The following is a 13,848-nucleotide window of genomic DNA, read 5'->3' on the forward strand; positions in this document are numbered from 1 at the left end:
AAAGGCGGCCCGCTGGCCGCCTTATTACACGCTTTCGCTTACTTAGCCGGAATGGCTTTCAGCAGCTCGGTCAGCAGCGTCCAGTACTGGCCCACGCTTTCAATGTGAACCTGCTCGTCCGGGGAGTGCGGACCGGTAATGGTCGGCCCGATGGAGACCATGTCCATCTCCGGGTACGGCTTCTTGAACAGGCCGCATTCCAGGCCAGCGTGGATAACCTGAATGTTCGGCGTCTTGTTGAAGAGCTTCTGGTAAGTTTCACGCACCAGCGCCATTACCGGGGAAGAGGCGTCCGGCTGCCAGCCCGGGTAGCTGCCTTTGGCGACGGTTTCGGCGCCTGCAAGCTGGCCCAGCGCTTCCAGCGTCTGCACCACGTAATCTTTGCCGCTGTCGATAAGCGAGCGGATAAGGCAGATGATTTGCGCTTTGTCGGCATCGGTCGTCACCACACCGAGGTTCAGCGAGGTTTCCACCACGCCTTTAGCGACGTCGGAGTTGCGGATAACGCCGTTCGGCGTGGCGTTCAGCAGGCCGATAAAGGCATCGCGGCATTTCGCAGTCAGCGCGCCATGCTCAGCCGTCGCCTGCTCAACCAGCACGGTGATGTTTTTTTCTTTTGCAGAGAGCTCGTTATTCAGGATATCAAGGTACGCCGCCGCCAGTGTTTTCAGCGCATCAGCTTTATCCGCCGGAACGGCAAGCGTGGCGAACGCTTCACGCGGGATAGCGTTGCGCAGCGTGCCGCCGTTAAGGTCTATCAGGCGCGCGTCCAGTTCTTTGGCGTGAGCGAACAGGAAGCGGGCCAGCAGCTTGTTGGCGTTGCCGAGGCCTAAGTGAATATCCGCGCCGGAGTGGCCGCCCTTAAGGCCTTTTACCGTCAGCTTAACGGTCTGGTAGCCCGCCGGCACCGCTTCGCGCTCAAGCGCAAGGGTAGTGATGAAATCGATGCCGCCTGCGCAGCCCATGTAGATTTCACCCTCTTCTTCGGAATCGGTGTTAATGAGAATATCGCCCTGCAGCCAGTTCGCCTGCAGACCAAACGCGCCGTCCATGCCCGCTTCTTCGGTCATGGTCAACAGCACTTCCAGCGGACCGTGCTGAACGGCGTCGTCCGCCAGCACCGCCAGCGCGGAGGCCATGCCGATGCCGTTGTCGGCGCCAAGGGTGGTGCCGCGCGCTTTCACCCATTCGCCGTCAACGTAAGGCTGGATAGGATCTTTGGTGAAGTCATGAACGGTGTCGTTATTTTTCTGCGGCACCATGTCGAGGTGCGCCTGCAGCACCACCGGCTTGCGGTTTTCCATGCCGGCGGTGGCCGGTTTGCGGATCAGAATGTTGCCTACCTGGTCGCGCTGTGCAAATAGCCCCTTTTCCTTCGCCCAGCCCATGATGTGTTCGGCGAGTTGTTCTTCATGGTAGGAAGGGTGAGGAATGGAGCAGATTTTAGCGAAAATATCCCACAGCGGTTGGGGGGAAAGCTGAGACAGTTCAGACACGTTAAGTCTCCTTGACGACGACCCGGCGAAGCCTCGCTGGCGGGTCACAGGTTATCATTGAAATGTGCCGCAAGCCTTGCCTGGGCGATGGGCTGAGAATACCACTTTATGCTGCGCCATGTAGCCCGCAGCGAGTAAAAACCAAGGCGCACCCGCGCAAGGATTTTTTTAACTGGCCGGTGGACGACCTGGTTGACACCGGCGGCACCGCCGTCGCTATCCGTGAAATGTATCCAAAAGCGCGTTTCGTCACCATTTTCGCCAAGCCGGCCGGTAAGCCGCTGGTGGACGACTACGTGATCGACATTCCGCAGGGTCTTCGTGCCGCCGCTGTCCGGCCGTTAATCGCTATTCTTACGATGTTTTACGCCCGGCTTTGCCGGGCGTTTTGTTTTTTTGGCGCCCGGGCGAGTACAATTAGAGTTCCTGTTGTTTTCATGGAGCCGGAAAGCTATGTCGCAGGCCAACCTTAGCGAAACCCTGTTCAAGCCGCGTTTTAAACACCCCGAAACCTCGACGCTGGTCCGCCGCGTGCATCACGCGCCGGCGCCGCATATTGAATCCACGCTGGAAGGCAAAACGGTGCCGCACTGGTATCGCATGATCAACCGCATTATGTGGGTCTGGCGCGGCGTCGACCCGCTGGAAATTCTCGACGTGCAGTCGCGCATCGTGCTGAGCGACGCCGAGCGCACCGATCCGGCGCAGTACGACACGGTGGTCGGCTATCGCGGCGGCAACTGGATCTATGAGTGGTCGAAGCAGGCGATGGCGTGGCAGCAGCGCGCCGCGCAGGAAACGGATGAAGCCCGCATCGGCAAAGCCTGGCTTCAGGCGGCGAACCTCTACAGCATCGCGGCCTATCCGCACCTGAAGGGCGATGAACTGGCGGAGCAGGCGCAGGTGCTGGCGAACCGCGCCTATGAAGAGGCCGCCACCCGCCTTGCCGGCAAGCTGCGCGAGCTGGAGTTTACTGTTCCCGGCGGCGCGCCGATTAATGGCTTTCTGCACCTGCCTAAAGGCGGCGACGGCCCGTTCCCGACGGTGCTTATCTGTGGCGGGCTCGATTCCCTGCAAAGCGACTACTATCACCTCTTTGAGCACTACTTCGCGCCGCGCGGCCTCGCCATGCTCACTATCGACATGCCTTCCGTCGGCTTTTCTTCTAAATGGAAACTCACCCAGGATTCAAGCCTGCTGCACCAGCATGTGCTGAAGGCGCTGGAGAATCTCCCGTGGGTGGATCACACCCGTGTGGCGGCGTTTGGTTTTCGCTTCGGCGCCAACGTGGCGGTGCGGCTGGCGTATCTTGAAGCGTCGCGCCTGAAGGCGGTGGCCTGCCTCGGGCCGGTGGTGCATCAGTTGCTGAGCGACCCGGCACGCCAGGCGCAGGTGCCGGAGATGTATATGGATGTGCTGGCAAGCCGTCTCGGCATGTATGACGCCTCCGACAGCGCGCTGCGCGTGGAGCTTAACCGCTACTCGCTGAAAACCCAGGGGCTGCTCGGCCGCCGTTGCCCGACGCCGATGCTCTCCGGTTTCTGGCAGGACGACCCGTTCAGCCCGGAAGAAGAATCGCGTTTAATCACCTCGTCATCTGCCGATGGCAAGCTGCTGGAGATCGCCTCCAGCCCGGTATACAGCAACTTTGACAAGGCGCTCACGGAAATTACCGGGTGGATGATTCATAAACTGCGTTAATTGATTGCTAAATTCCATCGGTTTGGTAAAACAGTTGCATCACAAAAGGAGATCGCAATGACGTTACCGAGTGGACACCCGAGAAGCCGATTGATCAAGAAATTTACTGCCCTTGGCCCGTACATCCGGGAAGAGCAATGTGAAGGAAACCGCTTCTTTTTTGACTGCCTGGCCGTTTGCGTTAACGTGAAGCCTGCGCCGGAGAAGCGAGAGTTCTGGGGATGGTGGATGGAGCTGGAAGGCCATGAAACCGGCTTTACCTACAGCTGGCATTTTGGGCTGTTTGATAAAGAAGGGAAATGGGTTCCGACCGCCATCAAAGACAGCGAAGTGACCGCGAAGCTTGAGCAAACGTTGCAGGGCTTCCATGAAAGGTTGCGCCAGCTGTTAGCTTCACTGGAATTAACGCTGGAGCCGGCGGAAAATTTCAGCGAGCAGTTACTGAAAAGAACCGCGTAATCGCGCGCTGAATAAAAGACTAACCCCGCCATTGAGCGGGGTTAATTTTTTATCGTAGCCACACGATTTATTTTGGGCGCCCTTTATTAAGGGTGCCCGGGGTATTAATCAGAACTGGTAAACCACGCCTAACGCGACAACATCGTCGTTGTTGAGATTAAGCGCGTTATCGTCATCCAGCTGGTTAATTTTGTAATCAACAAAAGCGGACATGTTTTTGTTGAAGTAATAGGTTGCCGCCACGTCGATATATTTCACCAGGTCAACATCGCCAATGCCGTTTTCCACATCTTTGGCTTTGGACTGAACGTAACCCACGGACGGACGCAGACCGAAATCGAACTGGTACTGTGCGACCACTTCGAACGCCTGGTTTTTGTTGGCGAAGCCGCTGACGCTGGCGTTGGCGCCGTTAATCGCCGCGGTGCCGGAGAACGGCGTCATGTTGCGGGATTCGCCATACATGGCGGCCAGGTAGATGTTGTTGGCGTCATACTTCAGGCCGGAGGTCCAGGCTTCGGCGTTGTCGCCCTGGCCATACACGCCGCGTTTTTGCGTCAGCGTGCGGTTAGAGTTCGCGTAGGCCGCGCCCACGCTCACGCCGCTGTCGCCCAGCGCGTAGGTCAGAGAAGCGCCGAAGCCGTCGCCGTTCGCTTTGCTGGCGGCGCGGCCGTCGTTCTCGTTTTTACCCTGGTACTGAAGGGCGAACTTCAGACCGTCAACCAGACCGAAGAAATCGGTGTTGCGGTAGGTGGCGACACCGGTGGTGCGCCCGGTCATAAAGTTATCGGTTTTCACCATCGAGTCGGCGCCAAATTCCGGGATCATATCGGTCCAGGCTTCCACGTCGTACAGCACGCCGTAGTTACGGCCGTAGTCGATAGAGCCGAAGTCGGTGATTTTCAGGCCCGCAAACGCCAGGCGGGTTTTAGTCACGCCGGAGGAGTTATCGCCCTCGGCGCGGTTAGCGGCAACCTGATATTCCCACTGGCCGTAACCGGTCAGCTGGTCGTTAATTTGCGTGGCGCCTTTAAAACCTAAACGGATATAAGACTGGTCGCCGTCAACGGACGCGTTATCACTGATATAGTGTTCCGCTTTTACGCGGCCATATAAATCCAGTTTATTTCCGTTCTTGTTATAAACTTCAGCGGCCTGTGCGGAAGCGGCAACCATTACGCCAGTGATCACTAATGCCAGAGTGCTCTTTTTCATTTTGAAATCCCGATAAGTAAAACGCGCTAATATTCGCGGGTCGTGAGACCTGTGAAAAAACAAGGAGCGTTTTAACGGTTCGAAATGAAAGATTTATTACAGATTCAGAAAAATTTTAAATTCGCTTAAAAAAGTGTAAACGTCATAAAAATGTCAATATCCGCCGTTACGCTTGCCGATCCTGCTCAACATCCGGTGCGCTTTTCCCGCGCAGCAGTTGGCAAGAAGGGCCGCGCCTGTTACAACGTCTCTTTGGTTTGAATTTTTCCATTTTCGTTGAAACGGCAGAGAATCATGAGTGACAGCCAGACCCTGGTGGTCAAACTGGGGACCAGTGTCTTAACCGGCGGATCGCGCCGCCTGAACCGCGCCCACATTGTCGAACTGGTGCGCCAGTGCGCCCAGCTTCACGCCGCCGGGCACCGTATTGTTATCGTCACCTCCGGGGCCATCGCCGCCGGGCGCGAGCACCTGGGCTACCCGGAGCTCCCGGCGACCATCGCCTCCAAACAGCTGTTAGCCGCAGTGGGGCAGAGCCGCCTGATCCAGCTTTGGGAACAGCTTTTCTCTATTTACGGTATTCATGTCGGGCAGATGCTGCTGACGCGCGCTGATATGGAAGACCGCGAGCGCTTCCTGAACGCCCGCGACACGCTCACCGCGCTGCTCGATAACCGCATCGTGCCGGTCATCAACGAAAACGACGCCGTCGCCACCGCGGAAATCAAAGTGGGCGACAACGACAACCTTTCGGCGCTGGCGGCCATTCTGGCTGGCGCCGATAAGCTGCTGCTGCTCACCGACCAGCAGGGCCTGTTCACCGCCGACCCGCGCAGCAACCCGGACGCGGAGCTGATTCAGGATGTGTATGGCATTGACGATGCGCTTCGCGCTATCGCGGGCGACAGTATCTCCGGCCTGGGCACTGGCGGTATGGGCACTAAATTACAGGCCGCCGACGTGGCGGGCCGCGCCGGCATCGAGACCGTTATCGCCGCGGGCAGCAAGCCGGGCGTGATTGGCGACGTAATGGAAGGGCTGCCGGTGGGCACGCGTTTCCACCCGCAGCAGTCGCCGCTGGAGAACCGCAAGCGCTGGATCTTCGGCGCGCCGCCCGCAGGGGAAATTACCGTGGATGAAGGGGCGCAGGCGGCCATTCAGGCGCGCGGCAGCTCGCTCTTGCCAAAAGGCATTAAGAGCGTTTCCGGCAACTTTTCGCGTGGCGAAGTCATTCGCATCCGCAGCCTTGACGGGCGCGACATCGCCCACGGCGTGAGCCGCTACAACAGCGACGCGCTGCGCCGTATTGCCGGGCATCACTCACAACAGATTGACGCTATTCTTGGCTATGAGTATGGCCCGGTAGCCGTCCATCGCGACGACATGATCATCAGCTAAGGAGCCTGCAATGCTTGAACAGATGGGCAAAGCCGCCAAAGCGGCTTCTTACCAGATGGCGCTGCTTTCCTCGCGCGAGAAAAACCGCGTGCTGGAGAAGATCGCCGATTATTTAGAAGCGCAGGCGCAAGAGATCCTGCTCGCCAACGAGCAGGATCTGCTGGAAGCGCGCCGCAACGGCCTGAGCGAGGCGTTGTTAGACCGTCTGGCCCTCAACCCGCAGCGCCTGCACGCCATCGCCAATGACGTGCGCCAGGTGTGCAACCTCGCCGACCCGGTAGGGCAGGTGATAGACGGCGGGCTGCTGGAGAGCGGTTTGCGCATCGAACGCCGCCGCGTGCCGCTGGGCGTGGTGGGGGTGATTTACGAAGCGCGCCCGAACGTGACGGTGGACGTCGCTTCCCTGTGCCTGAAAACCGGCAACGCCGCCATCCTGCGTGGCGGTAAAGAGACGTGGCGCACTAACGCCGCCACGGTAAAAGTCATCCAGCAGGCGCTGGAAGAGTGCGGCCTGCCCGCCGCCGCCGTGCAGGCGATTGAAAGCCCGGACCGCGCGCTTGTGAACGAGATGCTGCGCATGGACAAGTACATCGACATGCTGATTCCGCGCGGCGGGGCGGGGCTGCATAAGCTCTGTCGCGAGCAGTCCACCATTCCGGTGATCACCGGCGGGATTGGCGTGTGCCATATTTTTGTGGACGACACGGCGGAGTTCGCCCCGGCGCTGAACATCATTGCCAACGCCAAAACCCAGCGCCCGAGCACGTGCAACACCGTTGAGACGCTGCTGGTGCATGACGCGATTGCGGCGCGTTTCCTGCCGGAGCTGAGTCAGGCGATGAGCGAGCGCGGCGTGACGCTGCACGCGGACGAGAAAGCGCTGGCGCTACTGGCGAACGGCCCGGCTAAGGCGGTGGCGGTGCAGGCGGAGAACTACGACGACGAGTGGCTTTCGCTGGACCTGAACGTGAAGCTGGTGAGCGGCCTTGACGGGGCGATTGAGCACATTCGCGAGCACGGCACCCAGCATTCAGACGCCATCCTCACCCGCACGCTTCGCAACGCCAACCGCTTTGTGAACGAAGTGGACTCCTCGGCGGTGTATGTGAACGCCTCCACCCGCTTTACCGACGGCGCGCAGTTTGGCCTGGGCGCGGAAGTGGCGGTGAGCACGCAGAAGCTGCACGCCCGCGGCCCGATGGGCCTGGAGGCGCTGACTACCTACAAGTGGATTGGCTTTGGTGACGATACCATTCGTGCTTAACTGAGGGCAGGGTGATGCAAAAACAGGCGGTTGAAACAACACCGTATTGACGCATCACCCGCTTTTGCTTACCCTTTTACACCGTGCTTCACGCTCGTGGACACATCTCTCAGGGCCGGTATAGCTCAGTTGGTAGAGCAGCGCATTCGTAATGCGAAGGTCGTAGGTTCGACTCCTATTACCGGCACCAGTTAAAACAAAGACTTACCTGCTGTTGATATAAATCACGTTCTCCTCTTGTGCCATATTTGTGACATTGCGATTCAAAATCGTGTCAATTTTGCTCGCGTGCTCGCTAAGGTGTCCGGCAGAAAGGTGGGCATATCGCTGCACCATTTCCAGAGTTTCCCATCCGCCCATTTCTTTGAGTGCCAGCAGTGAAACGCCTGACTGAACTAACCAGCTAGCCCATGTGTGTCTAAGGTCATGGAAACGGAAGTTGCTTATGCCTGCCCGCTTAAGCGCTCCCCTCCATGCCTTGTTGCTGTCCGTTCGCATTTTCCTTACTGCGGCTGTTTTCGAGCCGTCATTCCGGTAAGCCGGTGTCGTGTGGACGAAAACCCACCGCTTATGCTTTCCCTGCTGCTTTGCGAGTATCTGACATGCTGTTTCGTTCAATGGCACGCCGATTGCGTTTACATTGCAGTGGCAGCGTGTTTCCAGGGGCTCATCCAGACCTTCAGCGCCACATCCGGAACATGTAAACAACTTGCGACTATCCGTCCGCTCCTGCTGCTCCAGTAACTGACAGTGATGTATGCCCATCACTCATTCTATATGAGTCGATAACGTCACCGTCCTTGCCTGTATCTGGGTTCGCATGGAATACGGTCCGGTGACCTTCCAGGGTTACATGGTTATCACTGCCCTCAGCTCTGATGGCGGCACTAACGACATCGTGACCTTCTCCACTGAGTTCAAAGTGGGCGACTCCAGCACCGTGCAGGTTACTGATACCTCCGAACCTTCCAGCTAAAACACTGCGGGGCGCAAGCCCCCTTTCTGAGACAGAGATATGCAGGTTCTGATAAACGGAATTCCCTACGTGCCAGCCTCTGCGCGCTCATCTGGCATTGGCATTGCCATCACCACCCACAACCGGCCAGACGTTCTGGCACGTGCTCTTGAGCAGCACCAGAAACATCTGCCGCCCGGCGCAGTGGTTGTGATTGTCGATGATGGCTCGGTGCCGGCCGCCGCAGCACCCGAATCTGCACGACTTATACGTCACGAACAATCCCATGGCATCGTGGCATCCAAAAACGCCAGCATTGAAGCCCTCATTGATTCCGGTTGCGAACACCTGTTCCTGTGGGACGATGACGCATGGCCGATTGCTGATGGCTGGCATATTCCGTATATCGAATCTCCTGAGCCTCATCTGGCATATCAGTTTCTCGACCTAGCAGGCCCGCGAAAGCTGAATGACCTTTCAGTCCTGTACCGCGATGAAAAACACATCGCCTACACCGGCCAGCGCGGCGTGATGCTCTATTACCACCGCAGCGCGATTGAAAGGGTCGGCGGGTTCGACCCGGCTTACGGGCGCGGGATGTATGAGCATTCAGACCTCGCTCTGCGCATTCATAATGCGGGGCTTACCTCATGGGCATACGCCGACGTTATCGGCTCTGAGAAGCTGATTTACTCGCTGGATGAACATGAGTCGGTAGAGCGCTCAGTGCCCAAGCCTGAACGTGAGCGGCAGGTAAGCAGCAACGTAAAAATTCACAATGAGCGCCGCGACACAGGCTACACCGGATGGGCCCCGTACCGCAGACAGCGTAATGCCGTCATCACAACCCTGCTGACCAGTCATCCTGACCCGCAGCGAGGAACCAGGATGAAGCCAGAGCAGTCGCTTGTCGCCAGATGGTCAGAATCTATTAAAGGTGCCGACGCGGTAATTCTGGCTGACGAGTTTGAATACTCACCGCCAGGCCAGACGACGGTGCGCGTGCCTGTTGTAGATATGAACGTTTACTTCCGGCGCTGGCTGCATATCTGGCAGCACCTGCGCGAGCATCCGGAATATCGTTTCGTCTGGTGTACCGACGGCACAGATGTCGAGATGCTTCGCGAGCCGTGGAGTGAGATGCATCCGGGCGTGATTTATGTCGGCTCTGAGCCAAAGACATATTCCGATGAATGGGCCATCAAAAATCATCCTGAGCGCGTGTATCAGTCATTCCTGAAGCATTACGCGAGCGACACCATGCTGAACGCCGGACTGCTTGGCGGGTTACGTGAAGATGTCATGGAGTTTGCTCACCGCATCGTGCGGCTTTACTACCGCATCGAGTCAGAGCGTTTCTGGAAGAAAGAGGGGGCCGCCAGGGCAGTAGGCGATATGATCGCATTCGGTATCGTGGCAAAGTCCTTCGGTGACCGAGTGATTACCGGCCCGAAAGTGCACACGGTGTTTAAGACCAACGGCATTGGCAAGGAAACAGCATGGTGGCAGCACAAGTGACATTCGCGGTGGTAGGTCATCACCGACGCGCTGAACAGGCCCACAGGCTTGCTGAGAGCCTTAATGCGCAACTTTTTATCGATGATGCCGACCACGGTGCTAACTGGAATCACCTGAGAGCCATTAAATGGGCTACCGGCCAGTCAGCGCGAGTGGTCGTGCTGGAAGATGATGCCCAGCCGGTGGATGGTTTTGCAGAACTAGCGGCTGAATGGTGCGCCAGATTCCCTGATGAGCTAATCAGCTTCTATCTTGGAACTGGTCGCCCGCCGCAGTATCAGCAGCAGATTGCTGAACGTCTTATCGCCGCTGACAAGTGCCGTGCAGATTACATCACCCTGAACAGGCTTATTCACGGCGTCTGCTATGCGCTGCCAGCCAGCGGAATTAACCACATCCTGATGAACTGGAGCACGCGCAAACCGGCGGACTATGCCCTCGGCGACGCATGGGGAAGGGATGTTGTTTACCCTTGTTGCTCACTCGCAGACCATGCCGACGAGATGCCCGTGGAAAAGGCTTTCGACGGCCTGCCGAGAAACGAGAGAAGAAAAGCGTGGAGGCTTTACCGGTGAATATCCCGCTTAAAGAGATTGGCGAGTGCCTAATCAGCGTTGACGGTGAGGATTATTTCTTCCGGCCTTCATTTGTGAACATGTCACGCATTGGTGAGCCAGAGGAAATCGTGCAGGTGTTTTACGACCTGCACAACGATGAAGTAACCAGCCTGGTTAGCATAGTGTCAGAAGTGGACTTCTCTAATCTTACGTTGGGATGCCTGTCAGGCAGGCCAGCAAGTAAATCCTCTGCAGGTACAAGAAAAAGCCAGATTACTTATAATTTTCCGGCGCGTACAAAAGTACGACATAACTCCGTGGGGACAATAATGCTTTTCCATGCCCCGTTACTCTTTGCCATTCCGGCATTAACGAGACTGTCTAAAAAGTCATCCTCCATTTTCATTGGTTGGTCAGGGTCGATCGCAGCAAATACCGCCAGTTTTCTAATATCAAATGAGGGAACTCGTTCAAGAGCAACGAGCAAGCGACGAAGAACATTAAAATCGATCTCTTTCCGTCCGAATGCCTTAAGGAACTCTGCTGCAACTTCAGGTTTGTCTTCGCATTCCATCCGGTCGATGATTTCAATCAATTTAGCGCCAGCTTTACCAGCGAATTTATCATCCTCATTTAATCGTTCGGTCATATTAATACGTTCAGCATCAGGCAGGTCTGAGAAATGAGTAAGGAAACGAATTACCTTTTCAATAAATAATTGATCCCTGACAGAACCGGCGGCTTTATATAGCCCGATTGCCGTACCAACAAAAGGAATAGATTCAAACACATCTGATTCAATCAAAGAATCAATACCAAGCTCGATATATTCCTTGCTCAACTCGACTATTTCATCAGATTTTAAGGCGCTGATTAAGGCATTGCCACGTTTGGTGTCTTTTTTCATGATTCCTCAATTATATATTTCTATGGATAATCTAGAGCGAAATTATTAACCCGCATTCAGGAGCTTTATATGGCAGCTATTATATGATAATAGAATCTGAAACCCTTTATTCATTCATAGTGTCAATAAAATATTGTTACTTACAATTTGATAGTAACTTACACTCCGTTGCTGTTTATTACTATGAGTTGGTACGCTCTTTGCTTGATGATTTTTGCTTGTAGCGCAATAAAAATATCTCCTCATCTCCATTATTCTTCAGAAGATGCTACTCCTCACATAATAGTAAATTAATCCTTGGCAGTAGATATTTATCTTGATAATGTTTACAACGTTCTCTGCATTACTGCTGAGGGCTTCTAATTCATGCATTTAAAGGATGAGTATTATGGGTCTTAAACCTGGTCCTAAACCAATTGCCAAATCAACAGGAAAACCTGATCAACGCCGTCGTGATAATAAAGATACGCCCGGCAATACGCCGGGATTAAAGCCCAGCAAATCCACTGGTAAGTAAGATCGTCAGGGTCCAGAGAAAGTGTCTGTACCCTGGTTAATCTACAAAAACACTCTTTATGTTATCGATACGGCCAAAATTATTCCCGTTATGGGGCTGGTTTAATATTTATGACCGACTCTTTAATTCAATGGTGCTGATAAGATTTTGTTCAATTTGTTGTAATTTGATAAATAATAACGCCTTTCTCATCGGGAAAGTATTGGATGGTATTTGCTTGCGTAAATCCATCTTTAACAGGTTTATAATTATAATATGCATCCGCTATCTGGCCGTATGCCTTAATCAGTTTATTATTAGTAGCGGAAAGCAAAGGAACATCTTTTATCGTTATACTTAGCTGACCATTAAAAACTTCACATCCTTCGCCATCTTCCAGTAACACAACAGAAGTTAAGTTACCGCGCCCCATAGCATTGTCTGAGATAAAAGCATAACTGACGTCTTTTTTATCGGTAATGCATAACCACTTGTAATGGCGGCTTTCTTGTATTGGCGCTTTGGTTAGCTTATGAACATCGTCAAGAGTCTGTATCTCCATAACTATTTGTTGATTACCGATGACGATAGAGGGCGTTAAGTCTTTTTGAACCTCTGTTTCCTCGCCTGTTTCATCATAGTGTTTCTGTATAAACGCTTCCATTTGAGTGGCTAAAACGCTTTGAGATGTCAGTAAGGTAAGTATCAGCGCTTTTTTAATCATTTTACTTTCAACTCCGTGTCGCCGCTTTCCCATATACTTTTTCTAACACTCAGCGGGGCAATGATACACCCTTCAGAAGAGTCCAGTGGATGCGCTTTACTGGCCCCGTGAATTCTGAATGCCGTCCGTCCACACATGTTATTCGAAGAATTTGGCGTTAAGTCCAGCGTGTACTTCCCGGTATGGGCTGAATGATGTGGAGCACCTATTGTATAAGTGCCTCTCGGAAGTGGTCCTTTGTTTGCTACGCACTCCTGAGCGCTGTCATTCTTATACCCTGATGCCCCGGCATAGTTTGCAGTATAGCTCTCGCCATTTCTGGTAAATGTATGTGTCGTAACGTCATATTCCCATGCCATGACTAGCTCCTTTCCTTCCATGTATCAGAGTGAATAATATTGCCGTCTAAATAATGCCAGCTTATCTTCTCATAACCTAAATCAACATATTCAAGATGATTATGTTTTTCCCACTTATGTTTTTTGGTATCCATCATGAATGGTTCGACTTCCAGCACATGAGCGCTCTCAAGTATTACCCTGAAATACTCTTCTTCGATACCGTTGTAATTAATTCGGTAAAATTTGAAGGTTGCTTTCTTTAGCTTACTGCCTGTAGTAAGCATTTGATAAAGATAAGGCGAGGCGCTATCAACTTCTTTCATGAAAGCGTAACCGCTGTGCAGGCGTGTTCCAATAATTTTACCGCTATGCGGATCGACAGGAAGCTCTACGGATGCATAGATTCAAGAACCTCGATAGAGCCTTCACGTCCGAAGATATCAACAGAACCTTTAATAAAAGATCCGTTAACATCTTCCAGCCATAAATAAACAGGTATAGCCATTTAATAAACTCCATGTCATTAAAGTGGAGCTTTATTTTTTACGGAATTGAGTCAGGCGATATAGCAAAATAAACGTCGAATGATCTGAGTCAAGCCTTTTCGGGTTTGGGGTTTGACTCAAATCTTTACTGTTATCAAGATCATTCTTTCGACTTTTTGATTTATTTCTAATAACTCTGAAGCGTTCGGCCCTTTCGCTTTCTTATTAACTTTGCCTCGTAAGAACGGTAAGAAGGAGGCAAGTGTGCTTGTTGCCGGAGCGTTTACAGGCAGGTATGAACAACCTTGAGCCGTGCCAGAAATGGCGAAGCG

Annotated in this window: 12 protein-coding genes, 1 tRNA gene and 5 pseudogenes; 11 read left to right on the plus strand and 7 right to left on the minus strand. The window is 53.8% G+C overall.

Annotation, left to right across the window (positions count from 1 at the left end):
- Window positions 1-38: 38 nt before the first annotated feature.
- Window positions 39-1,496 (minus strand): beta-Ala-His dipeptidase, encoded by a 1,458-nt coding sequence (pepD, locus tag IEX01_RS00175; RefSeq protein WP_024561762.1) that lies wholly within the window; start codon window positions 1,494-1,496, stop codon window positions 39-41.
- Between the two features lie 179 nt (window positions 1,497-1,675).
- Here pepD and IEX01_RS00180 point away from each other — a divergent pair.
- The 3 genes and pseudogenes from IEX01_RS00180 to crl all read left to right on the plus strand — a co-directional run.
- A pseudogene (locus IEX01_RS00180) lies at window positions 1,676-1,841 on the plus strand (type I phosphoribosyltransferase); the annotation flags it as partial.
- Between the two features lie 108 nt (window positions 1,842-1,949).
- Complete coding sequence (gene frsA, locus IEX01_RS00185) at window positions 1,950-3,197, plus strand: esterase FrsA (RefSeq protein WP_024561763.1); 1,248 nt, start codon at window positions 1,950-1,952, stop codon at window positions 3,195-3,197.
- A 57-nt stretch (window positions 3,198-3,254) separates the two neighbouring features.
- The gene (crl, locus tag IEX01_RS00190) at window positions 3,255-3,656 is read left to right on the plus strand and encodes a sigma factor-binding protein Crl (protein ID WP_024558397.1); all 402 of its coding nucleotides are present in this window, start codon (window positions 3,255-3,257) and stop codon (window positions 3,654-3,656) included.
- A 108-nt stretch (window positions 3,657-3,764) separates the two neighbouring features.
- Here crl and ompC read toward each other — a convergent pair whose 3' ends face one another.
- Window positions 3,765-4,871 (minus strand): porin OmpC, encoded by a 1,107-nt coding sequence (gene ompC, locus IEX01_RS00195; RefSeq protein WP_188723054.1) that lies wholly within the window; start codon window positions 4,869-4,871, stop codon window positions 3,765-3,767.
- A gap of 294 nt (window positions 4,872-5,165) precedes the next feature.
- On the opposite strand from ompC, the gene proB reads away from it, so the two are divergent.
- The 3 genes from proB to IEX01_RS00210 all read left to right on the plus strand — a co-directional run bounded on the left by proB (window position 5,166) and on the right by IEX01_RS00210 (window position 7,723).
- Window positions 5,166-6,269, plus strand: coding sequence for a glutamate 5-kinase (gene proB / locus IEX01_RS00200; protein WP_024558395.1), 1,104 nt, complete (start codon window positions 5,166-5,168; stop codon window positions 6,267-6,269).
- A gap of 10 nt (window positions 6,270-6,279) precedes the next feature.
- Complete coding sequence (gene proA, locus IEX01_RS00205; protein WP_188723055.1) at window positions 6,280-7,533, plus strand: glutamate-5-semialdehyde dehydrogenase; 1,254 nt, start codon at window positions 6,280-6,282, stop codon at window positions 7,531-7,533.
- Window positions 7,534-7,647: 114 nt separating this feature from the next.
- Window positions 7,648-7,723: transfer RNA gene (locus IEX01_RS00210), tRNA-Thr, on the plus strand.
- A 14-nt stretch (window positions 7,724-7,737) separates the two neighbouring features.
- Here the strand turns inward: IEX01_RS00210 and IEX01_RS00215 are convergent.
- Window positions 7,738-8,169, minus strand: a pseudogene (locus tag IEX01_RS00215) (site-specific integrase); the annotation flags it as partial.
- A gap of 172 nt (window positions 8,170-8,341) precedes the next feature.
- Here IEX01_RS00215 and IEX01_RS00220 point away from each other — a divergent pair.
- The 4 genes and pseudogenes from IEX01_RS00220 to IEX01_RS21770 all read left to right on the plus strand — a co-directional run.
- Window positions 8,342-8,488, plus strand: a pseudogene (locus tag IEX01_RS00220) (phage tail protein); the annotation flags it as partial.
- Between the two features lie 60 nt (window positions 8,489-8,548).
- Complete coding sequence (locus IEX01_RS00225; protein ID WP_188723056.1) at window positions 8,549-10,006, plus strand: glycosyltransferase family 2 protein; 1,458 nt, start codon at window positions 8,549-8,551, stop codon at window positions 10,004-10,006.
- Window positions 9,988-10,581: a hypothetical protein gene (locus IEX01_RS00230; protein ID WP_188723057.1), complete on the plus strand. Its 594-nt coding sequence runs from the start codon at window positions 9,988-9,990 to the stop codon at window positions 10,579-10,581. Before IEX01_RS00225 ends, IEX01_RS00230 begins: the two co-directional genes overlap by 19 nt.
- A pseudogene (locus tag IEX01_RS21770) lies at window positions 10,578-10,754 on the plus strand (DUF6246 family protein); the annotation flags it as partial. The gene IEX01_RS00230 and the pseudogene IEX01_RS21770, both read left to right, overlap by 4 nt.
- Window positions 10,755-10,840: 86 nt before the next feature.
- Here IEX01_RS21770 and IEX01_RS21775 read toward each other — a convergent pair.
- On the minus strand, window positions 10,841-11,470 hold the full coding sequence (locus IEX01_RS21775) for a hypothetical protein (protein WP_188723058.1): 630 nt from the start codon (window positions 11,468-11,470) through the stop codon (window positions 10,841-10,843).
- A 388-nt stretch (window positions 11,471-11,858) separates the two neighbouring features.
- Here IEX01_RS21775 and IEX01_RS21670 point away from each other — a divergent pair, with 388 nt between their 5' ends.
- Window positions 11,859-11,987 (plus strand): hypothetical protein, encoded by a 129-nt coding sequence (locus IEX01_RS21670; protein ID WP_001347255.1) that lies wholly within the window; start codon window positions 11,859-11,861, stop codon window positions 11,985-11,987.
- A gap of 151 nt (window positions 11,988-12,138) precedes the next feature.
- On the opposite strand, the gene IEX01_RS00240 is transcribed toward IEX01_RS21670, so the two are convergent.
- From IEX01_RS00240 to tssD, 3 genes and pseudogenes are all read right to left on the minus strand, one after another.
- Entirely contained in the window at window positions 12,139-12,690 is a 552-nt protein-coding gene (locus tag IEX01_RS00240) for a hypothetical protein (protein WP_188723059.1), read from the minus strand.
- Complete coding sequence (locus IEX01_RS00245) at window positions 12,687-13,070, minus strand: tlde1 domain-containing protein (RefSeq protein WP_308423919.1); 384 nt, start codon at window positions 13,068-13,070, stop codon at window positions 12,687-12,689. Before IEX01_RS00245 ends, IEX01_RS00240 begins: the two co-directional genes overlap by 4 nt.
- A pseudogene (gene tssD, locus IEX01_RS00250) lies at window positions 13,052-13,536 on the minus strand (type VI secretion system tube protein TssD). Before tssD ends, IEX01_RS00245 begins: the two are co-directional and overlap by 19 nt.
- Window positions 13,537-13,848: the final 312 nt, after the last annotated feature.

The sequence above is a fragment of the Franconibacter daqui genome (assembly GCF_014644275.1).
GTDB lineage: Bacteria > Pseudomonadota > Gammaproteobacteria > Enterobacterales > Enterobacteriaceae > Franconibacter > Franconibacter pulveris.